The sequence below is a fragment of the Sorangium sp. So ce394 genome (genome assembly GCF_051474665.1).
Lineage (GTDB): Bacteria > Myxococcota_A > Polyangia > Polyangiales > Polyangiaceae > Sorangium > Sorangium cellulosum_D.
The window spans coordinates 3,684,303-3,704,188 of record NZ_CP150339.1; the positions used below are offsets into that span (position 1 = coordinate 3,684,303).

14 protein-coding genes are annotated in these 19,886 nt (G+C 72.6%); 3 read left to right on the plus strand and 11 right to left on the minus strand.

Features of this window, described 5'->3' with window-relative positions; all coding sequences use genetic code 11:
- Positions 1-59 precede the first annotated feature (59 nt).
- Positions 60-1,268 carry an acyl-CoA dehydrogenase family protein gene (locus tag WMF33_RS13830; protein WP_437337580.1) on the minus strand — a complete coding sequence of 403 codons (1,209 nt, stop codon included), beginning with the start codon at positions 1,266-1,268 and terminating at the stop codon, positions 60-62.
- A 359-nt stretch (positions 1,269-1,627) separates the two neighbouring features.
- Between WMF33_RS13830 and ssuD the strand changes: the two genes are divergently transcribed.
- Positions 1,628-2,767, plus strand: a complete 1,140-nt coding sequence (ssuD, locus tag WMF33_RS13835; protein ID WP_437339479.1) for an FMNH2-dependent alkanesulfonate monooxygenase — start codon at positions 1,628-1,630, stop codon at positions 2,765-2,767.
- Between the two features lie 83 nt (positions 2,768-2,850).
- On the opposite strand, the gene WMF33_RS13840 is transcribed toward ssuD, so the two are convergent.
- The 7 genes from WMF33_RS13840 to WMF33_RS13870 all read right to left on the minus strand — a co-directional run bounded on the left by WMF33_RS13840 (position 2,851) and on the right by WMF33_RS13870 (position 10,453).
- Positions 2,851-4,011 carry a sigma 54-interacting transcriptional regulator gene (locus tag WMF33_RS13840; protein ID WP_437337581.1) on the minus strand — a complete coding sequence of 387 codons (1,161 nt, stop codon included), beginning with the start codon at positions 4,009-4,011 and terminating at the stop codon, positions 2,851-2,853.
- A gap of 107 nt (positions 4,012-4,118) precedes the next feature.
- A complete protein-coding gene (gene ssuE, locus WMF33_RS13845; protein WP_437337582.1) occupies positions 4,119-4,685 on the minus strand; it encodes an NADPH-dependent FMN reductase in 567 nt (188 codons plus the stop codon).
- A 482-nt stretch (positions 4,686-5,167) separates the two neighbouring features.
- The gene (locus tag WMF33_RS13850; RefSeq protein ID WP_437337583.1) at positions 5,168-7,159 is read right to left on the minus strand and encodes a hypothetical protein; all 1,992 of its coding nucleotides are present in this window, start codon (positions 7,157-7,159) and stop codon (positions 5,168-5,170) included.
- 316 nt (positions 7,160-7,475) lie between these two features.
- A complete protein-coding gene (locus WMF33_RS13855) occupies positions 7,476-7,721 on the minus strand; it encodes a hypothetical protein (protein WP_437337584.1) in 246 nt (81 codons plus the stop codon).
- 304 nt (positions 7,722-8,025) lie between these two features.
- Complete coding sequence (locus WMF33_RS13860) at positions 8,026-8,757, minus strand: hypothetical protein (protein WP_437337585.1); 732 nt, start codon at positions 8,755-8,757, stop codon at positions 8,026-8,028.
- A complete protein-coding gene (locus WMF33_RS13865) occupies positions 8,754-9,359 on the minus strand; it encodes an RNA polymerase sigma factor (RefSeq protein WP_061621260.1) in 606 nt (201 codons plus the stop codon). Before WMF33_RS13865 ends, WMF33_RS13860 begins: the two co-directional genes overlap by 4 nt.
- On the minus strand, positions 9,359-10,453 hold the full coding sequence (locus WMF33_RS13870; protein ID WP_437337586.1) for a hypothetical protein: 1,095 nt from the start codon (positions 10,451-10,453) through the stop codon (positions 9,359-9,361). The genes WMF33_RS13865 and WMF33_RS13870 overlap by 1 nt, the downstream gene beginning before the upstream one ends.
- 442 nt (positions 10,454-10,895) lie before the next feature.
- Between WMF33_RS13870 and WMF33_RS13875 the strand changes: the two genes are divergently transcribed.
- A complete protein-coding gene (locus tag WMF33_RS13875; protein WP_437337587.1) occupies positions 10,896-13,058 on the plus strand; it encodes a substrate-binding domain-containing protein in 2,163 nt (720 codons plus the stop codon).
- A gap of 270 nt (positions 13,059-13,328) precedes the next feature.
- Entirely contained in the window at positions 13,329-17,237 is a 3,909-nt protein-coding gene (locus WMF33_RS13880) for a protein kinase domain-containing protein (protein WP_437337588.1), read from the plus strand.
- A gap of 102 nt (positions 17,238-17,339) precedes the next feature.
- On the opposite strand, the gene WMF33_RS13885 is transcribed toward WMF33_RS13880, so the two are convergent.
- The 3 genes from WMF33_RS13885 to WMF33_RS13895 form a co-directional block, all read right to left on the minus strand.
- Positions 17,340-18,650 (minus strand): ammonium transporter, encoded by a 1,311-nt coding sequence (locus tag WMF33_RS13885; RefSeq protein ID WP_437337589.1) that lies wholly within the window; start codon positions 18,648-18,650, stop codon positions 17,340-17,342.
- A 199-nt stretch (positions 18,651-18,849) separates the two neighbouring features.
- Complete coding sequence (locus tag WMF33_RS13890; RefSeq protein ID WP_437337590.1) at positions 18,850-19,281, minus strand: SRPBCC family protein; 432 nt, start codon at positions 19,279-19,281, stop codon at positions 18,850-18,852.
- A complete protein-coding gene (locus WMF33_RS13895) occupies positions 19,274-19,594 on the minus strand; it encodes an ArsR/SmtB family transcription factor (RefSeq protein WP_437339480.1) in 321 nt (106 codons plus the stop codon). Before WMF33_RS13895 ends, WMF33_RS13890 begins: the two co-directional genes overlap by 8 nt.
- Positions 19,595-19,886 lie beyond the last annotated feature (292 nt).

The following is a 19,886-nucleotide window of genomic DNA, read 5'->3' on the forward strand; positions in this document are numbered from 1 at the left end:
CGCCTCGACGTCGCCATCCCGGGAGGGCTCGCTGCCCGGATCGGTCGTGTCGCGCTCCCTTACGAGTAGAAGCTCGGCTCCGGGATCGCGCCGTTCAGCGCATAGGCGCCGAGCTCGCGCGACTTGTAATCGACCGGGTCGTGCAGCGTGTGCGTGCGCAGGTTCCGCCAGAACCGATCCATCCCGGCGCTGGCGGTCGTCGCGCTCGCCCCCATCACCTCGAACATGCCGTTCGTGATCTCGAGCCCCGCGCGCGAGGTCGCCACCTTCGCCGCGGCGACGGCGATCGCGCACCCGCCGCGCTGCTCGGGGCTCAACCGATCTCCTTGCTCCCACGCCGCCTGGAACGCCGCCCCGGCTCGATCGGCGAGCAGGCGCGCGCCCTCGAGGGCGAGCCACAGGTCGCCGTACCGGAGGAGGACATACGGGTCCTCGGTCGCGGGCGTCCCCTTGGCGGCGATCCACGGCCGCCGCCGCGTGCCCGTGTACCGCCGCGCCTCCTCGAACGCCCCTTCGGCGATGCCGAGGTACACGTTCACCAGCACGAGCTGGGCGAGGCACGGGCGCAGCGAGGCGAACGGCGAGCCGAGCGGCCCCGGCGTGGTGAGCAGCTCGTCCGCCCGCACCTCGACGTCGTCGAGCTCGACGGTGCCGCTGTCGGTCTGCCGCTGTCCCATGTTGTCCCAGTCGTCGAGCACCCGGATCCCCGGCCGACGGGTGGGGACGGCGGCGACGACGAGCTTGGATGTCGCGTCGTCGAGCGCCGACACGATGAGCATGTCCGAGTCGCTCGCCCCGGAGCAGAAGCTCTTCGCGCCGCGCACGGCGAGGCCGTCGCCGCGGCGCACGAGGCGCGCGCGCGTGTCGAGCGGGTTCAGCGCGTTTCCCCAGAACCAGCGCTCCGCGACGCTCGCGGCCTGGAGCCGGCTCGCCTGGTCCGCGCTCCCGAAGAGCCGCAGCGTCGCGAGCATCAGGTGATGAAAGCCGAACACATGGGCGACGGCGCTGTCGGCGCGGGCGATGCGCCGGACCGCCTCGAGCACGACGGTCCAGGGCGCTCCCCAGCCGCCCAGGGGCGCCGGCACCGAGAGCGCCAAGAGCCCGCTCCGCCGCAGCCGATCGCGCTCCTCCTTGGGCGTCCCGCCCCGCTTGTCCCGCTCGACGGCCGTCACGGCGAAGGCGCGCGCGAGATCGTCGGCGACGTCGAGCGCGCTGCCCGGCGCCGGAGGCGACTGTCCATTGCTTGCGTGAGCCACTTCGCCCTGCATGCCTCGGCCTCGGTGGACATGCGATGTCGCGACGTCGCGCGCCATTGGCACATCACTGGCTAAAGTCGGAAATTGCCTTAGAACTAGGCATGAGCCGTGCCATCGAGCAGCCCGCGCGGACTCGGTCCTTGCGCCATGAAGGCTGTCCGGCGTTGCTGCTGGAGCAGCAGTCGCTGCGCGCGCGCTGCTGCTCCAGCAGCAACTGCTGCTCCAGCAGCAGCGTCAGCGTCGCGGTGCGCGCGGGCGCCCTCGGACGGCGGGCGGCGCTCGCGCGGAAGCCCGTCACCTCGCGTCTGCGGCGCGAAACGTGCCTCCGGGCCGCAGGCCCGGTGATCCACGGGCGAGGAGCCCACGATTTCATGAACATCTTCTGGTTTCTCCCGACGCACGGCGATGGCCGCTATCTCGGCACCGCCGAGGGGGCGCGCCCCGTCTCGCTCGCCTACCTTCGCCAGATCGCGCAGGCCGCCGACGACCTCGGCTATTACGGCGTGCTGCTCCCCACGGGGAGGTCTTGCGAGGATGCCTGGGCGATCGCGTCGGCGATGATCCCGCTCACGCAGCGGCTGCGGTTCCTTGTCGCGCTGCGGCCGGGCATCGGCTCGCCCACGTGGGCTGCCCGCATGGCGTCCACGGTCGATCGGCTCTCCGACGGCCGCCTGATCCTCAACGTGGTGACCGGCGGCGATCCCGCGGAGGCCGAGGGCGACGGCGTCTTTCTCGGCCACGACGAGCGGTATGCCGTGACCGACGAGTTCCTCACCATCTGGCGCCGCGTCATGGCCGGCGAGACGGTCGACTTCGAGGGCAAGCACCTGCGCGTCAAGGGGGCGAAGCTCCTGTATCCGCCGATCCAGACGCCGCACCCGCCGCTCTACATCGGCGGATCGTCGCCCGCGGGGCACGCGCTGGCCGCGCGCCACCACGACGTCTACCTGACGTGGGGCGAGCCTCCGGCGGCCGTGGCCGAGAAGATCGCGGACGTGCGCCGCCGCGCGGCCGCGGAGGGGCGCGAGGTGCGCTTCGGGATCCGCCTGCACGTCATCGTGCGCGAGACGGCCGAGGCCGCGTGGGCCGCGGCGAACGACCTCATCCGGCACCTCGACGACCGCGCCATCGCCGCGGCGCAGCAGGCGTTCGCGCGCTTCGACTCCGAGGGCCAGCGGCGCATGGCGGCGCTGCACAACGGGCGGCGCGAGGCGCTCGAGATCAGCCCGAACCTCTGGGCCGGGGTCGGGCTCGTGCGCGGCGGCGCCGGCACCGCGCTCGTGGGCGACCCGGAGACGGTCGCGCTCCGCATGCGCGAGTACGCCGAGCTCGGGATCGACACGTTCATCCTGTCGGGCTATCCGCACCTCGAGGAGGCTTATCGCGTCGCCGAGCTGCTCTTCCCGCGGCTCTCCGTCGCGCGGAAGGGGCCTGACGTCCGCACCAACCTCACGGGGCCGTTCGGCGAGGTGATCGCCAACGACATCCTCCCCCAGCGGTCGCAGAGCTGAGCGGGCCAGAGCGCCGCGTCGCGCGCGTCGCGCGCGCCGCCGGGCTGCTCCGGGCCGTGACCGCGCGCGGCGCGGGCGCGCGGTCAGGGCTCGGGGGCCAGGAGCTCTCGCACCGCCGCGCGCGCCTCCCCGGCCCTCGACAGCGATGCTGGGGATTCCGACGTGGGGGGCGCCGCGAGCTCGCCGGATTGCAAGAGACGCGCGCGCACGAGGTCGCGGGTGACGCCGAGCAGGTTCGCCGTGTGCCCCAGGTTGCGCTCGCAGCGGCGGTACGCGGCGCGGGTCACGATCTCCTCGACGCGCTCGTGCACGTTGGGAAAGTCGCCCTCGAACAGGGCGGTGATGGCGCTCTCGAGCGTGGCCATCCACGCGTCGACGCCGCTCGACGCGCCGGGGAGCGCGGGCGGAGGCGCCTTGGGGGGGAGGCTCGCGAGCCGCAGATCGCTCCCTGTCACGCGGCCGGCGCGGCAGACGAGGAGCGCCTGTTGAATGACGTGCTCCAGCTCGCGGATGTTGCCCGGCCACGGGTGCGCCAGCAGGCGCTCCATCGCCGACGACGCGAGCACGCACGGCGCGGGGCCGAGGCGGCGCCCGTACATGGCGAGGAAATGCCGGGCGAGCGGGAGGATGTCGCCCGGCCGCTCGCGCAGGGCCGGCACCGCGATCGCCGCGCCGGAGAGCCGGGAGAGCAGGTCCTCACGGAACCTGTCGACGGCGACCATGTCCTCGAGCGGGACGCTGGCGGCGGCGATGACGCGCACGTCGGCGGGCGCCGGCTGCCGCGCGCCGAGCCGGACGACCTCGCGATCCTGCAGCAAGCGCAGCAGCCTGTCCTGCGCGCCGACCGGGAGATACCCGATCTCGTCGAGGTAGAGCGTGCCGCCCTCGGCGGCCTCGACCAGGCTGCGCTTCGGGGCGGGGCCTCTCGCGCCGCTCCCATGCTCGACGCGCTCGACGCGCTCGACTCCGAAGATCGCGCTCTCCGCGAGCGCGGGCGACAGCGCCGCGCAGCTCACGGCGACGAAGGGCCGGCTGCGGCGCGCGCCGAGCTCGTGCACGTAGCGCGCGAGGATCTCCTTTCCCGTCCCGGTCTCGCCGGCGAGGAGCACGGCCGCGTCGCCCGCGGCCGCCTGCTTCACGCGCTGGAGCAGCTGGTGCGATCGGCGGTCCTCGAAGGCGAGCGCCGTGGCGCGCTCGGTCGGGGCCGTGGTCGATTCCGGGGTGGGGAGGGTCAGCAAGCGCATGGTCTACCTCGAAGCACCGGGAGTTGTTGGCTGGTGTCTTGCGCTTCCGTGGGATCGAGCGATCGAACCGGAGGGCGCCGCTCGCCGCCCTCCTCCCCGGCCGGACCTCAGGCGGCCACGTCGCGCGCCGGGAGCGGGAGGCCTTCGCGGAGCACGCTGTCAATGAAGGGCCTCACGACCTCTTCCAGCTTGCTTCCGAGCTCGTCATCGATCTCGAGCGCGCCGTCCTCGCCGAGCCGAAGCGCCTTGTCGAGGAGGAAGAGCCCGGCGAGCACGTGCCGAGCGCCGAGCGACTGGAGGACCGGGCGGAGCCCGTAATCGATGGCGAGCACGTGCGCGAGCGTCCCCCCCGTGGCGAGCGGCAGCACGGCCTTCCCCGCGAGCCCGAACTGCGGCAGGAGGTCGAGGAATGCCTTGAGCGCGCCCGTGTACGAGGCCTTGTAGATGGGCGTCGCGATGACGACGCCGGCCGCCTCCGCGACGATCCGCACCGCGTCCGCGACGGCGGGCGAATCGACGCGGCCGAAGAGGACGTCCTCGGCGGGGAGATCGCGGACGTTGACGGTGGTGACGCGAAACCCCTCGCGCCCGAGCCGCGCCGCGATCCGGGCGGCCAGCGCGGCCGTCTTCGAACGGGCGGAAACACTTCCAGTGATGATGGCAATGCCTGACATGAACGCGTCATAACAAAGCCCACGGCTCTTGTCCACTATAACGGATGATTTGTCCGTCTTGGCGGACTGTGTCCGACGGATCGCTGCTGCGGCCCTCCTGCGCGTGAGCCTGCGGAGACGGTGGGTGTCATGGCGTTCCCTGGTGCCTACATGCACCTGCACGGCGCCCCATCGGGCCTTGGCACCGCATCTGCCCTGACCTCCCACGCCGTTCCGGTCGTCGCTCATGCCACCTGATCCCTGGATGGTGCGACCGCGGTTGTCCTTCATCCGATCGGCAGGGAGCACGGATTTCCCGGCCCTGTGCCCCGGGAAACGAAATCCCACGCGAAGGTTCCTGGGTCGAGCGAGCGCCCCGCGGCGTGGCCGTGCGCGGGCGCGCGTGGGCCACAAAAGAAAAAAGGAAGAGGACGCCGGTCGGGGGGGAGAGCACCGGCGCCTCTTCCTGAGCGGGCGCTCGCCTTCGCGAGCGCCCGCCCCCGCTAATTCTCGAACCGGACGTTATCCAGGTAGTACGGCCCCGAGTTGGTGGTCACGTTGAAGTTGAACTGCAGCTTCACGTCGGTGGGCCGCGGCGTTGCGCTCAGCGCGTTCTTTGTCGCCGTCGCCAGCGAGGCGAACTGGAGCCTCTGGAACGATCCCCGCGTGATCGGCGTGAGCGGCACGTTCCCGGCCCACTCGTTGTTGATGCCGGCCGACGGGATCGAGATCAGCACCTCGACGTTCCCGACCCAGCTCGGGTTCGGCTGCGCGGGAGACACGAAGAGGTCGACCGTGATCTTGTTGCCGATCGTGAGCCCCGCGGTGCTGAAATTCGGGCTGACGACCGCGTGGAACGTGCCCGGCGTCAGGATCTGGAGGGAGGAGATGCCCTCCACTGCGCGGCCCGTGTGGAGCGACAGCTGGGCCTGCGTCGACGTCCACGCGCCCGGCTTCTCGAACCCGAGGATCGGGTTGTTGAGGAGGAAGTCCGCCATCACGTTCTCCCGGAACGGGATGAACACCTCGGTGAGCGCCTCCGAGATGGCGAAGCGCTGCCCGCCCTCGATGGGGTCGCTCTCGAGCTGCTCGGTCGTCTGGACGAACGGGGCCGTCTTGGCCAGCGTATCCGTCGTGCCGAGGTCGAGATCGACGGTGGGCGAGCCCGTGGCGTCGCCGATGGGCTCATGGCACCCGCTGCACGACAGCGAGAACGCGCGCCCGACGATCTGGTCCGGCGTGAGCGTGCTGCCCATGGCGGTGAGCTTGTTCTGGATGCTGGTCCTGAGCGCCGAGGTCCCGCTGCCGAACGTGGCGAAGTAGTTGTTCTGGAGCCCGATCATCTGGCTCTCCCCGGCGTTCATGGTCGTCGGGTAGCCCGGCTCGAACGCGAAGCGGTTGATGTCGTCGGCCGCGGCGAGCCGCTCCACCAGGCTCGGAAACGACGTGTTCCGGAAGGTGACGGCGCGCGCGTCGGTCGACGCGGGATCGAAGAGCGGCGCGGCCGGGGTGTCCTTCACGAAGGACGGGGTCGCGACCAGCGTGGCGCTCGTCCCGGAGCCGGTGTGCAGGAGCCTGAACTCCCGCAGGTTCCACGTCGTGAAGGGCACGGGCGGATCCCCGACGACCTCGGGGGCGAAGAGGAACTCGTTGGTCCGGATCTGGCCGCCGAACGGCCCTGTGTTCTGACCGTAATGATCGATGTGGATGACGGGCTCGAACCCGGGCAGCCCCTCGAAGTAGAAGTCGTGCAGCGCGTCCCGCCGGTCCGCGAGGGTCTCCGACGGGTCGGACAGGCCGTACCAGAAATCGACGACCGGGCGGCAGCCCTCCCGGCCCAGGCTCGGCGTCGGGTTGGGCAGCCGGGCCTCGAAGATGATGAAGTTGCGCAGCTGGAACGCCCCCGGGGTCATGCCCGAGCGCCTCGCGAAGACCACGCGGTACTCACCGCAGTTGGCGCCGTCCGGCGGGGCGAGGTCGAAGCGGTTCGACAGGGTCGTGGCGACGTACGCGTTGTCGGCGGTCTCGTCGGCGAAGGGATCCCGGTCGGCCTCGAAGCCCACGGCGCGGGGGCAGTCGATCGGCCAGCCGTTGATCGACCCGTCCGAGCCGGGGATCACCACGTCATCGCAGTTCGGGCCGAGCCCGAGCCCGTCCGCGGCCTTCCGGTTCGTGTCCATGAGCTGCTGGAACAGCTGGAGGGGCGTCAGGCTGACGCCCGCCTGATCGATGAGCTGCTGGAGCACGTCCTTCAGCGTGAACGCGCTGAGGATATCGGCGTTCGTGACGACGAGCGACTTGCGCCCCTCGATCGGGAACGCCAGCGAGAGCTCCTGTGCGGCGGACGCGGTGTCGCCCTCCGCGAGATCGGCCGGATCGCCGTCCGTCGGCGAGAGATCCGCGCAGGAGACCGGCAGCATCGCGAGCGAGATCAGCGCGGCGCGCCGCGCCCGTCGGAGCGCTCCGGCGGGGGCAGAGCCAACATGAGAGCGCACCGGATTGCTCGAACTCGACGGCTTAGAGAACATGAAACCTCCTGAGAACGACGACGACAAACGACGGAGCCCGCGCTCTGGCGCGCGCGCTCCCGGGTGATGGATGGACGTGCGGACAGAGCCCGACGATCGCGGACGAGCGCGCGCGTCGACCTGCGAAGACACGAGTCGAGCGCGCGCCCGAGCGGGGCACGACGCGCATGGATGGCGTCGTGCCTACGGCTCTGCGATGAGGCGAAGTGACGCCCTCATCTCCCGGAGCGGCTGCCCGTGAACGCGGGCTGAACAATAGTGGTATTTACGTCCCGAGCAAGCCTTATCCGATGTCGTGTCCGTGACATGCCAGGCGCCGCGCGTGCGGCGCCGATCGGCCGTCGATGAACACCCGGAGATCATCGTCGCTGGCGTGGACGAGGGATTCGCCGTTCATGTGCTCGAACGTCGGATGGAGCTCGTGCGTGAAGCGTAGTTGCGCGCGACCCTCGCTGCCCGGGCCGCGGTCGTCGATAGGGGAGAGCTCCCTGTCGAGGAAGATGCCTGTCCCGCGAACGCTCATGTTCATGGGGCGGTGTACGGATCTCGCCGCCATGGCCGTCGTCGGCGGGGCTCAGCTTCCCGACCGATGACGGCGGCGTCGGTCGGGCACGCGGCGGGCGGTTGCGCGGAGGCCGCCGGGAGGACGACGGCCGCGGCCGGGGGGCCAGCCCGGGCGCCGGGCGCGGCGCACCGGCCCGTCCTCGTCGAGGATCGCCACATGCCCCGTGAATGCTGCCGAGCCCGCTGGCCCTTCACGAAATCGTGAGGGGCGCGTCGCTCGTCAGCCCGCCGCGGCGCCGCGGCCTCGCGGCCCTCGGGCCGTCAGGGCGTCACGGCGTCGCGCTGACGATCCGGCGCACCGGCTCGGCGAAGGAACTCGACGGGTAGCGCGCCACGAACGCCGCCGCCCGCGCCCGCGCCTCGTCGGCGCGCCCGAGGCGCATCAGCGCGCGGATCGCGATGAACTCCCGCTCCTCGGCGAGCCGTCCCTTGGGGAAATCGGCCTCGTGCCGGGCCAGCGCGGCGAGGGCGGCCGCCGGGTCCTGCGCGAGCGCGGCCCGCGACTGGTCGACGAGGTTCGACTCCCGGACCAGGTCGTCGTTGTCCACCGCGGCGATCGCGTCGGGCGCCGGCGCGGCCGGCCGGGCGTTCCGCGGCGCCTCCCGGCGGGCGACGGGCGCGGGCGCCGGCTCCGCCGCCGGCGCGGGCGCCGGCTCGGGCGCGGGCGGCGGCGCGGCGGCGGGCAGGCCGCCCCGCGCGCTCGAGAACAGCTGCTCCAGCGGCAGGTCCGTCAGCGGCGCGGCGGCGCTCCGGCCGTCGTCGAGGGCGGCGTAGAGCCCGGCCCCGCCGGCGCCGAGGCCCACCGCGAGGAAGATCCCCTTGATCCACATCGGCACCGTCGCCCCGGCGCCCGCGCTCGTCGCGAGCGGCGCCACCCGGGCCGCGGTGCGCGCGAGCTCGGCGGACGTCATCGGGCGCGGGCGCGAGGCGGCGAGGAGGAGCTCGCGCGCTCCCAGCGGGGCGCCGCCACCTTCCTGCTTCCATCGCTTCGGATCGCTCATTGGACCCCCCTGCGCGCGCGCTCGGACTCGCTCTTCTTCAACAGCGTGGCGAACTCTTTCCGTGCTGCGTGGAGGCGCGAGTATACGGTGCCGACGGGGACGCCGACCAGGCTCGCGATCTCGTTGCAGGGCATCTCTTCGATCTCGAACATGACGAACACGGCTCTTCGGTCGAGATCCATGGCCTCGAGGATGCCATCGAGCCGCAATCTCGCTTGATGTTGGGAGGTGATCTCTTCGGGGCCGCGCGCGGAGTCCGGCACGTCGTCCACCACCTCGCCGAGGCGCTCCCGCCGCGTGTGCGCGCGGCGGCGGTGCGACGCGGCGACGCGGCGGCAGATGGCGAAGAGCCAGGTCGTGATGGGGCAGGCCCAGTCGAAGGACGGGAGCCGCCGCTGGACGACGATGAAGACGTCCTGGAAGGCATCTTCCAGGTCCGGATGCTGGATGCCGAACCGCTGGAGGGTGGCCCAGACGAATCCGCCGTGCTCGGCGTGTAGGGCGACGAGGCTCCGCGGCGACTGCTTGGCGTCGCCCAGGACCTCTGCTCGTAAAGCTTGCTCCACGGTCTGGTGGATGCTGCCAGCCGGGGGATCCTTCATCAAAAGGTGACCCCGACCCCCGCGAACGCCGCGCCGCCGACGGCCGGCTGCTCGAAGCCCGCCGGCTGCCCGTCCTGCAGCTGGAAGCTGTACCGTGTCATCGGAACGAAGAGATCGATCCCGGTCTCGAGCCGGAGCGGCCCGACGATGCGGACGCCGAGCCGGGTGCCGGCCCCGAGGCTGAGCCAGGCCCGCGAGCCGACGTCGGTCGGCAGGATCGTCGGGGTGATCTGCTCGTCCCCGTAGACGACGGCGTGGATGGCGCCCGCCACCACGCGGCCGCAGAGCCCGAGGGCGAGCGATCGGCTCCGGACCGCCTCCAGGCACCCGCCGAGCCAGCCGGCGGTGAGGCCGAAGGCGAACGTCCGCTGGGTCGCGTGCTGCTCCGGGAGCCAGAGCGCCCCGGTCTCGAGGGTCCACCGCGGCAGGACCGCCCACTCGCCCGAGAGGGCGACGCCGGCGCCGGGCGAGGGGACGAGGCCCACCGAGGCGAACCCGCGCCAGGCGACCGAGATCCCGACGGGCGGCGGATCTTCGGCCGGCGGCGGCGCGGCCCGGGTCTCGGCCGGCCAGGGGAACGGCGGCTCCGGCGACCGCGTGGCCGCCGGCGGGCTCGGCGGCCGCACGGCGGCCGGCGGAGGAGGAGGCGGCGCCGGCGCCGCGGCCGGCGGCGGGGGGGCCTCGGCCGGGGGGGAGAGGGCGGCCTCGGGATCGGTGGTGAGCATGATGTGCACCGCCGCCGCCGCCACGATCCCGTCGCAGCTCTGGCCGTGGTCGGAGAACTCGCGGACGGTCGGCGGGGCGCCGTCGCACAGCTGGGTCCGGATCGTGGCCGACCAGGCGCCGGGTTGCCCCTGCACCATGGCCTCGATCGAGGCGACCTTGCCCGTGGTGACGAGATCGCGCCCGAGCCGCCGCGAGATCTCGGCGCGGAACTGGGCCGCGCTAGGGCACTGCGCCTCCGCGCCCGCGAGGCGCACCCACGACACGTCGGCGGCGCCGCGGTCGCACTCCTGGGCCCACGCCCCGGCCGGGGCGAGCGCGACGCAGGCGCCGAGGACCGACATCAGCGTACGTACGGCCGGTTCGCTCATCGCCGCCCCCTTCGCGCCGGCGGACCGGGCTCGCGGCGGGGGAGGGGGCGACTTCGTATGGTGCGGCGCGTCATGACGGAGAGAATGTTAGCTCAGTCGCCAAATTGTGGGGGGCCTGTGTACACGCGGGTAGATCACAAGTCACACGGGATTTACGGGCGCCGATGCTGGTTCGCTTCCATCGCGTGTACACGAGGAGACCCAGGTGGGGAAGGCTCGCGGGCCGCGCGCCGACGCTGGCGAGGCGGCGGATGCCCCGCCGTTCCGCGCGGCTCAGCGCGCTTCGCGCCGCGGGTGGGGAGCACGATTCGCGCTCATCGCGTGAGGCGATCTCGCCGCCGGGGCGCTCCTCCGGTGGTTCGATGTCCGGTAGGATGAGCACCGACGATGCCGACGCCCGGACCGCGACGATGCGGACGCCCGGAGCGCGCGCGCACCCCCCATGCCCTCCCGCCCGACCACCATCGGCGTCCTCACGCCCTTCCTCGACGGCTTCTACTTCAGCGCCATCCTCAAGGGCGTCCACCAGGCGGCGCAGCAGCGCGGCCACCGCGTCGTGGTGATCTGCGGCACCCCCGACTTCATCCAGGCTCCCTCGCTCGCCCGGGACCAGGTGGATGGGTGGATCGTCGTGCTCGCCACCGACGGCATCGAGCGGCTCGCAGCGGCGCGCGTCCCGCTCGTCACGATCAGCACCTGCGCCCCCGAGGCGGGCTGCCCGACCGTGATGCCGGACAACCGCAAAGGCATGCGCGCCGCGGTGCGCCACCTCGTCGAGCACGGGCACCGGCGCATCGCCTACGTCGGCTTCATGGACCAGGACGACATCCGCGAGCGCTTGGAGAGCTACAAGGAGACGCTCGCCGAGAGCGGGATCCCCTTCGACCCCGGGCTCGTCTTCGAGGCCGAGAACAACTGGCAATCCGGCGGCGCCAAGGCCGCAGAGGCCGTCCTCGCGCGCCGGGGCGAATTGACCGCCGCGGTCGTCGCCACGGACAAGAACGCGCTCGGCATGATGTCCGTCCTCCAGGCCGCGGGGTGCCGCATCCCCGACGATCTCGCGATCGTCGGCTTCGACGACATCACCGAGGCCCAGTGGTCCACCCCGCCCCTGACCACCGTGCGCCAGCGGTTCGACGGCCTCGGGAAGATCGCGTGCGATCTCGTGCTGGCGCAGCTCGCCGGCGAGGCCGTCCCGCCCGGGCCCGTGCTCGCGCCGACCGCGCTCGTCCCGCGGCGGACCTGCGGGTGCAACCTGCTCCAGGGCTTCCTCCACCGGCGGGGCGGCGCGCCCGACGAGGTCGCCGGCGACGTCCTCGCCCGGCAGATGGTCGAGCTGCTCATCGGCCATCCGCTCCCGTCCGATACGCCCCCCGCCGCCGTGTGGCCCGGCGTCGCCACGGTGATCGAGGGGCACCTCGCGGCGCTCGAGGGCGCGAGCCCCCCTCCGTCGGACGCGATCGACGAGGCCTGCCAGCAGGCCGTCCGCCTCACGCCCGACGTGGAGAGCCTGATGGGGATCGCCCGCCTCCTCGGCCGGCACCGCCGCCCGCGCGGGGGGTGGACCGCCGAAGCTGCGGAGTCGGCCGAGGCGCGCGTCGAGGAGCTCCTGGAGCGACTGCGCCTCTCGCTCACCCTGGCCCGGATCGATGCCGAGCGGCAGTTCGTCGAGGAGCTCGGCGTGGTCGTGCGGTCCGATCACGAGGTGAGCCTCGCGCTGCTCGGCGGCACCCAGGAAGAGTCCCGCTCGCTCTCCTGGCTCGACTCGACGACCGCCGTCTGGGGGTGCCTCGGGCTCTGGGAAGACCCGACGACCCGCGAGCGGCTCGTCGTCACCGGCGCCTACAGCCGCGATGGCACCCCGACTCCCGCCCTCGGCGACGTCTACGCGCGAGAGGCCTTCCCGCCCGCCGAGCTGCTGCCGTCCTCGACCGCCGGCGGCCCATTCATGGTGACCCTCCAGCCGATTCGCACGCTCCACCGCGACTGGGGGGTCCTCGCGATCGTCGGCCCGGGCTCGATCGAGAGCGCCGGCGACGAGGGCACCGTCGCGATCTGGGGCGCGCTCCTCAGCGCGGCCCTCGAGCGCGACGCGCTGATGCAGTCGCTCTCCGAGCAGCACGCGAGCCTGGAGGAGGCCTATCTGCGCGAGCGCGCGCTCTCGGCCGCCGTGCGCGAGCTCGGCTGCCCGCTCATCCCGCTCCTGCGCGGCGTGCTCCTCGTCCCGCTCATCGGCGAGCTCGACACCGGCCGCGCCCGGGAGGTGCTCGAGCGCGTGGTCGAGGGCGTGAACCGGCACCGGGCGCGCTGCGTGCTGCTCGACATCACCGGCGTCCCGCGCGTCGACGCCCCGGCCGCCCACGCGCTGGAGCAGATCCACCGCGCGGCTGCCCTGCTCGGCGCCCGTGTCATCCTGGTCGGCGTGCGCCCGGAGATCGCGATGAGCCTGGTCGCCCTCGATATCGATCTCGGCGATCTGTCCACGCATCAGTCGCTGTCGTCCGCGCTCGAGGACCTCGCGCCGGACGGGCTCCGCGCGCTCCGCACGAGACGTAACGACGAGGCGCCGCCGCCGGAGCCGCGCCGTCGCCGAGGATCGGAGTGACACTCCACAGGCCGCGCTGAGCGCGCGCGCAGCGCTGTGGACTCCCACGCTCGCTCGGCGTGGACACGCCTGGACATAAGCACGTCATGAACGTGCATGTCGGCTGCCAGCGTGATTGTCGAGCACGAGAGACGTAGAGCGAGAAATTCTACGAGGATTGCAAGCAGAGCGGCGAGCGCCGCGAGAGGAACCGTACGAGGACCGTACGAGCGACCGACTCTCCTTCTCGCGCGCTGGACATCGCATCGGCAGCCGGGCAATACTTCTTTCATGCGCGTCGGCGACGTCGTCGGGCAGCGGTTCGAGCTCCTCACGCGCGCTGGCTCCGGCGGCATGGGGGAGGTGTTCCGGGCCCTCGATCGGGCGACCGGCGAGACGGTCGCCCTCAAGGTGGTGCTCGGCGAGGGCGCGCACGAGGCGCGGTTCGAGCGGGAGGCAAGGCTCCTGTCGGAGCTCTCCCACCCGGGCATCGTGCGGCACGTGGCCCACGGGAGGGCCTCGTCGGGCAAGTCCTATCTCGCCATGGAGTGGCTCGAAGGCGAGGATCTCGCGCGGCGCCTCCTGCGCGGCCGGCTCAGCATCGAAGAGACGCTGACGCTCGGGGTGAAGGCCGGCGAGGCGCTCGCGGCCGCGCACGCCCACGACGTCGTCCACCGCGATCTCAAGCCGAGCAACCTGTTCCTCGTCGACGGGCAGATAGACCAGGTGAAGATCCTCGACTTCGGGATCGCGCGCCGGCTCGACGCGACGCCGATGACCCTGACGGGGGTCGCCCTCGGGACGCCGGCCTACATGGCCCCGGAGCAGGCGCGCGTCGGGTACAACGCGCTCACGCCGCGCGCCGACGTGTTCGCCCTCGGCTGCGTGCTCTTCGAGTGCCTCACGGGCAGCCCCGTGTTCGTCGGCGAGAACATCCCCGCGATCCTCGCGAAGATCCTGTTCGGCGAGGTCCCCGCGGTCCGCTCGCTCCGCCCCGAGGTCCCCCCGCAGCTCGACGCGGTGATCCACCTGATGCTCGCGAAGGAGCCGGACGAGCGCCTCAGCGACGGCGCGACCGTCGCCGTGATCCTGAGCACCCTGCGGTCCGCCGGCTGCGGGCCCCCGCGCGGGGTCGCGTCGGAGCGCCCCGAGGCGCTCACCTCGAGCGAGCTGCGGCTCTTGTCCGTGCTGCTCGTGGGGAAGGAGCCGGCGCCGGTCGAGGCCGACACCGCGCCGCTCGACCAGACGCTGCAGGTGACCGTGGACGCGCAGCTGCGGCAGGTCGTGCAGGCGCACGGCGGGCACATGGAGGCGCTCGCCGACGGCTCGGCGGTGATCGCCATCGTCGCGAGCCGGGACGCGACCGATCAGGCGGCGCACGCGGCGCGCTGCGCGCTGGCGCTGCGGAAGCTGGCCCCGACCCGGCCGATGGCGCTCTCCACGGGCCGGGCGCACATGGCGCGGCAGCTGCCGATGGGGGAGGCGATCGATCGGGCCGCGCGGCTGCTCGGCGCCTGCGAGGCGCGGCGGGCGGTCCAGCGGCATCCCGACACGCGCGCGCCGCCGATCGCGATCGACGACGTGACGGCCCGGCTCCTCGGCGCGCGGTTCGAGGTGTCCGGCGAGGGCGAGCGGCGAGAGCTCCACGGCGAGCGCGACCTCGCGGGCGGCGCGCAGACGCTGCTCGGCAGGGCGAGCGCGTGCGTCGGCCGGGATCGCGAGCTGCTCACGCTGCAGACGATCTTCGCCGAGTGCGTCGAGATGCCGGTCGCCCGCGCCGTGCTCGTGACGGCGCCCCCCGGCGTCGGCAAGTCCCGGATCGCCCACGAGTTCACGCGCGCGCTCCGCGCCGAGGGCGGCCCGGTCGAGATCTGGACCGGCTGCGGCGACGCGCTGCGCGTGGGCTCGGCGTTCGGCCTGCTCGGGCAGGCGATCCGCGGCGCGTGCGGCATCCACGGCGGCGAGGCGGCCGCCGCCCGCCAGCAGAAGATCGTCGCGCGGGTCGCGCGGCACGTCCCCGGCCCCGACCGCGAGCGCGTGGCCGTGTTCCTCGGGGAGATCGCCGGCGTCCCGTTCCCGGGCGCCGAGAGCGCGCTGCTGCGGGCGGCCCGCGACGACGCGGAGACCATGAGCAAGCAGATGCGCCGCGCGTGGGAGGACTTCCTCGCCGCCGAGACGTCGGCGCGCCCCGTCCTGCTCGTGCTCGAGGACCTGCACTGGGGCGATCTGCCGACGGTGCGCTTCGTCGACGCGGTGCTCGGCGCGCTCGGCGAGCAGCCGTTCATGGTGCTCGGGCTGGCGCGCCCCGAGGTCCGCGAGCTGTTCCCGTCGCTCTGGAGCGGGCGCGCGCTCAGCGTGCTTCACCTCACGAAGCTGCCGAAGAAGGCGTGCGAGCGCCTGGTGCGCCACGCGCTCGGCGAGGAGCTGGACGCGGCGACGGTGGCGCGCCTCGTGGCGCACGCGGACGGCCACGCGTTCTACCTGGAGGAGCTGATCCGGGCCGTGGCCGAGGGCAAGGGCGACGTGCTGCCGGAGACGGTGCTGGCGATGGTCCAGGCGCGGCTCGCCGCGCTCGACGGCGACGCGCGCAAGGTGCTGCGCGCGGCGAGCGTCTTCGGCGACGTCTTCTGGCGGGGCGGCGTCGAGGCGCTGCTCGGGAGCGCGGAGCCGTGGGCCGCTCCGCACGACGTGCTCTCGGAGCTCTGCGACGGGGAGGTGATCGTCCGCCGCAAGGAGAGCCGGGTCCCCGGGGACGAGGAGTTCATGTTCCGGCACGCGCTCCTGCGGGAGGGGGCCTACGAGATGCTCACGGACACCGATCGCGTCCTCGGGCACCGGCTCGCGGCGGCGTTCCTCGAGCAGAACGGCGCGAGCGATCCGACGATGCTCGCCGAGCACTACGAGCGGGGGCTCGACCTCTTGCGCGCGGGGAGCTTCTACCTGCGCGCGGCCGAGCAGGCGCTGCGGGGGAGCGACGCGGACGCGGCGATCGCGCGCGCCCGGCGCGGGCTCGAGTGCGGCGTGCCGGACGCGGTGCAGCTGAGCCTCCTCGGCGTGCTCTCGGAGGTGCACGCGTGGCGCAGCGAGTGGGACTACGCGCTGCTCTACCTCGAGCAGGCGCAGCGCTTCCTGACGCCCGGGAGCATGCCGTGGGTGCGGACGGTGCCGGCGAAGATCACCGCCGACATCCACCTCGGGCGGATGGACGAGTTCACGGCGACGGTGCGGGCGCTGCAGGCGGTGGAGCTCGCGCCGGAGGCGACGGGGGTGGCGGCGTTCGCGCTCGGGGTGGGGAGCTACTACGCGGCCCAGCTGGGCGAGTTCCGGCTGGCCGAGGCGCTGACGCGGCGGGTGCGCGAGGTGGCGGAGCCGGTCGCGGATCGCGAGCCCGTGGCGCGCGGGTGGCTGCAGATCGCGCACGCGTTCCACGAGGCGTGGCGGGACGGGGATCTGTGGGCGGGGCTGTGCCAGGCCGAGGCGGCGCGCGCGAGCTTCGTGCAGGCGGGCTACTGGCGCGGGTCGATCGTGTCGCAGGTGGCGATCGGGATGAACGCCCGGCTGCTCGGCGATCTCCACCGGGCGGAGCGCGAGCTGTTCGAGACGATGTCCGCGGGCGAGGAGCTCGGCCCGGTGTCGTGGCTGCGGACGTTCCTGCGCATCGAGATGCTGATCGATCGCGGCGCGCTCGACGGGGCGCGGGACGAGACGGGGGCGATGCTCGGGATGGGGCTGGAGCGGCGCAACCCGCTGCAGCAGGGGTTCGCGCGCTGGGCGCTCGCGAGCCTGCTCCGCCGCGAGGGCGATCTCGAGGCGGCGGAGCGCGAGGCGCTGACCGCGATCGATCTGCTCGCGTTCCTGCCGCTGGAGCAGGCGGGCGCGCGGGCGCTGCTCTCCTCGATCCGGCTCGCCGCGGGCCGCGTCGAGGACGCGCTCGCCACGGCGACGGAGGTGGTGTCGGCGCACGATCGCTGGGGCGCGCCCGGCTACAAGGGCACGTTCGCCCGCCTCGTCCACGCGGAGGCGCTCCACGCGGCGGGCGAGCGCGAGGCCGCGTGCGCGGCGATCGCCGGCGTGGGCGAGCGGCTGCGCGCGCGGGCGGAGCGGCTGCCCGCGGCGCACCGCCGGAGCTTCCTCGGGGAGATCCCCGAGAACGCGCGCGTGCTCGAGCTGTCGCGGCAGTGGCTGCGCGCCGCGAGCTGAGGCGGCGTCGGCGCCCCGGAGCGAAGGGCGGGGGGACAAAGCGGCGAAGGCCGCCCGGCTCTCGCCAGGCGGCCCTCGCGGGCGCGCTTCCGCTGCGCTGGATCAGGCGCCTTCGCGCGCCAAGACCGGCGACGGAGCGGGCGCGGAGGAGGTCGGGGGGATCGACTCGACCGCGTGCGCGCTGCCCTCGCCGAGCGCGTAGGCCTCCTCGCCGTGGAGGATGCCGTCGAGGCCCTCGTCTTCCGTCTCGGGGTCGACCCGGAAGCCCATCACCGCGTTGATGCCCTTCACGAGCACGAAGGTGACCAGCGCCGCGTAGCCGGCCGCGACCGCGGCGGCGATCACCTGCTCGGTGAGCAGCGCCGAGTTGCCCTTGATGAGGCCGTCCTGGCCGGCCGAGTTCCACACCTTGGAGGCGAACACGCCGGTGAGCAGGGCGCCGAGCAGGCCGCCCACGCCGTGGATGCCGAACGCGTCGAGGCTGTCGTCATAGCCCAGCTTGCCCTTCAGCATCACCGCGCCGTAGCACACCGCGCCCGCCGCGAGCCCGATCGCGACGGACGCCATCGGCCCGACGAAGCCCGCGGCCGGCGTGATGGCGACGAGGCCCGCCACGAGGCCCGACGCGACGCCGAGGAGCGACGGCTTGCCGAAGCGCACGGCCTCGATGAGCGCCCACGCGAGCGCGCCGATGGCGGCCGCGATGTGCGTGTTCACGAACGCGACGGACGCGAGCCCGTTCGCGGCGAGCGAGGAGCCGCCGTTGAAGCCGAACCAGCCGAACCACAGCAGGCCGGCGCCGAGCAGCGTCATGGTGAGGTTGTGCGGCACGATCTTGCGCGTCGGGTACCCCTTGCGCTTGCCGATCACGATCGCCATCACGAGCGCGCTCGCGCCCGAGGCGAGGTGCACAACGGTGCCGCCGGCGAAGTCGAGCGCGCCGCGCGCGAGGAGCCAGCCGCCCGGGTTCCAGACCCAGTGGCAGATGGGGCTGTAGACCGCGAGCGACCAGAGCAGCGTGAACACCACGTATGAGGAGAACTTGATGCGCTCGGCATAGGCGCCCGAGATCAGCGCCGGCGTGATGATGGCGAACATCATCTGGAACGCCATGAACAGGAGGTGAGGCACGGTCGTCCCGGCGCGCGGCTCGGTGCCGACGCCGTTCAGGAACGCGTAATCGAGGCCGCCAATCAACCCGCCCTTGGATTCGGCGAACGCCATCGAGTACCCGATGGTCACCCACGCCAGGGTCACGATGCCCATGGCGAAGAAACTGTGCATGAAAGTGCTGAGCGTGTTCTTGGTTCGGACCATGCCCCCGTAAAACAGGGCCAGCGCTGGCGTCATCAGCAGGACCATTGCCGACGAGACCAGGAGCCAGGTGGTGTCCGAGGCGTTGATTTCGTTCACTGGTGGCCTCCTCGACGGCGAAGGTAAGAGGAGGCAGTTTTCCGGAATGTTTCGCCGGCATGTACTTCACGAGCGCGTGAATCATGCCGCCACGACGCAGCGAGTCAGGCCGCGTGGGCTCCCCAACCGCGGGCGAGCGGGGCGGAGCGGTGTTTCCAGCGGGTCGATGGATTTGCAGTGCGGCCACCTGCCGGTGGGGTCACCGCCACTCGGGGTAGAGGGCCTTCCCGGTCTCGAGGAGGCTCTTCATGCTCGACAGGATGGCGGGCCATCCGTTGCTGATGGCGGGGAGCACCTTGCTGTTCTCCGCGAACTGGTCGTGGGTGAGGGTGAGCTTCACGTGCGCGCCGAACTGGGCGAGCTCGAAGGTGACGCGCGACGGGCGTTCTCCGAGCACGTTGCCGAAGGTATAGGCGAGGAGCTTCGGCGGTTCGGCCTTGAGGACCTCGCCTTCCCAGTCGAACGAGCCGTCTTCCTTGACGTGCTTCACGGCGGACCCGGGCTTCCACTCGGACTGGATGGTCCTGCCGCCCCAGTATTGCCGGGTGAACTCTCCGGTGGTCAGCGCCTCCCACACCTTGTCCAGGGTCGAGGCGATGTACGTGACGTAGACGAACTCGGGCTTACTCATCGTTGCTCTCTCCCTCCAGCGCGCGCTTGAGCGCGTCGAGCGCCCGCACGCGCTGACGCTCGTATTTGCCTATCCATCGCTCGTAGATCTCGCCGATCGGCGCCGGGTTCAGGTAGTGGAGCTTCTCCCGCCCTTGCCAGACGACGGCGACGAGGTTCGCGTCCTCGAGCACGGCCAGGTGCTTGCTGACCGCCTGGCGTGTCATGTCCAGCCCTTCGCAGAGCTGTCCCAGCGTCTGCCCGCTCTCGGCGTGCAGCCGATCGAGCAGCTTCCTGCGGCTCCGATCCGCGAGCGCCTTGAAGACCTTGTCCATCGAGCCGCTCACCGGCCCCATCATGCAACCAATCGGTTGCCTGTCAATATGCAACCAATCGGTTGCCTGTCAAGCGAGTCGATCGCTCCGCGCACACCCGAAGGGCTGTGCTGTCGATGGACGGGTCTGATGTCCGCCACGCCTCGGCATGGCGGTAGGCCCGAGGGGGGTGAGCTCGTGCGGGCGCGGGGTGGGGGATGGGCCGATGTTTGAGCCTGAGCCATGGGTTAGCCGGCGAAGCCGGCTGGCCCATGGCTCAGGCGAGTTCGGCGGGGCCCCCACCCCGCGCCCG

Coding starts and splice junctions, on each gene's coding strand:
- ssuD (WP_437339479.1), top strand. CDS start 1,628: ATGAACATCTTCTGGTTTCTCCCGACGCACGGCGATGGCCGCTATCTC.
- WMF33_RS13830 (WP_437337580.1), bottom strand. CDS start 1,268: ATGCAGGGCGAAGTGGCTCACGCAAGCAATGGACAGTCGCCTCCGGCG.
- WMF33_RS13880 (WP_437337588.1), top strand. CDS start 13,329: ATGCGCGTCGGCGACGTCGTCGGGCAGCGGTTCGAGCTCCTCACGCGC.
- WMF33_RS13875 (WP_437337587.1), top strand. CDS start 10,896: ATGCCCTCCCGCCCGACCACCATCGGCGTCCTCACGCCCTTCCTCGAC.
- WMF33_RS13855 (WP_437337584.1), bottom strand. CDS start 7,721: ATGAACATGAGCGTTCGCGGGACAGGCATCTTCCTCGACAGGGAGCTC.
- WMF33_RS13840 (WP_437337581.1), bottom strand. CDS start 4,011: ATGCGCTTGCTGACCCTCCCCACCCCGGAATCGACCACGGCCCCGACC.
- ssuE (WP_437337582.1), bottom strand. CDS start 4,685: ATGTCAGGCATTGCCATCATCACTGGAAGTGTTTCCGCCCGTTCGAAG.
- WMF33_RS13895 (WP_437339480.1), bottom strand. CDS start 19,594: ATGGACAAGGTCTTCAAGGCGCTCGCGGATCGGAGCCGCAGGAAGCTG.
- WMF33_RS13870 (WP_437337586.1), bottom strand. CDS start 10,453: ATGAGCGAACCGGCCGTACGTACGCTGATGTCGGTCCTCGGCGCCTGC.
- WMF33_RS13890 (WP_437337590.1), bottom strand. CDS start 19,281: ATGAGTAAGCCCGAGTTCGTCTACGTCACGTACATCGCCTCGACCCTG.
- WMF33_RS13860 (WP_437337585.1), bottom strand. CDS start 8,757: ATGAGCGATCCGAAGCGATGGAAGCAGGAAGGTGGCGGCGCCCCGCTG.
- WMF33_RS13865 (WP_061621260.1), bottom strand. CDS start 9,359: ATGAAGGATCCCCCGGCTGGCAGCATCCACCAGACCGTGGAGCAAGCT.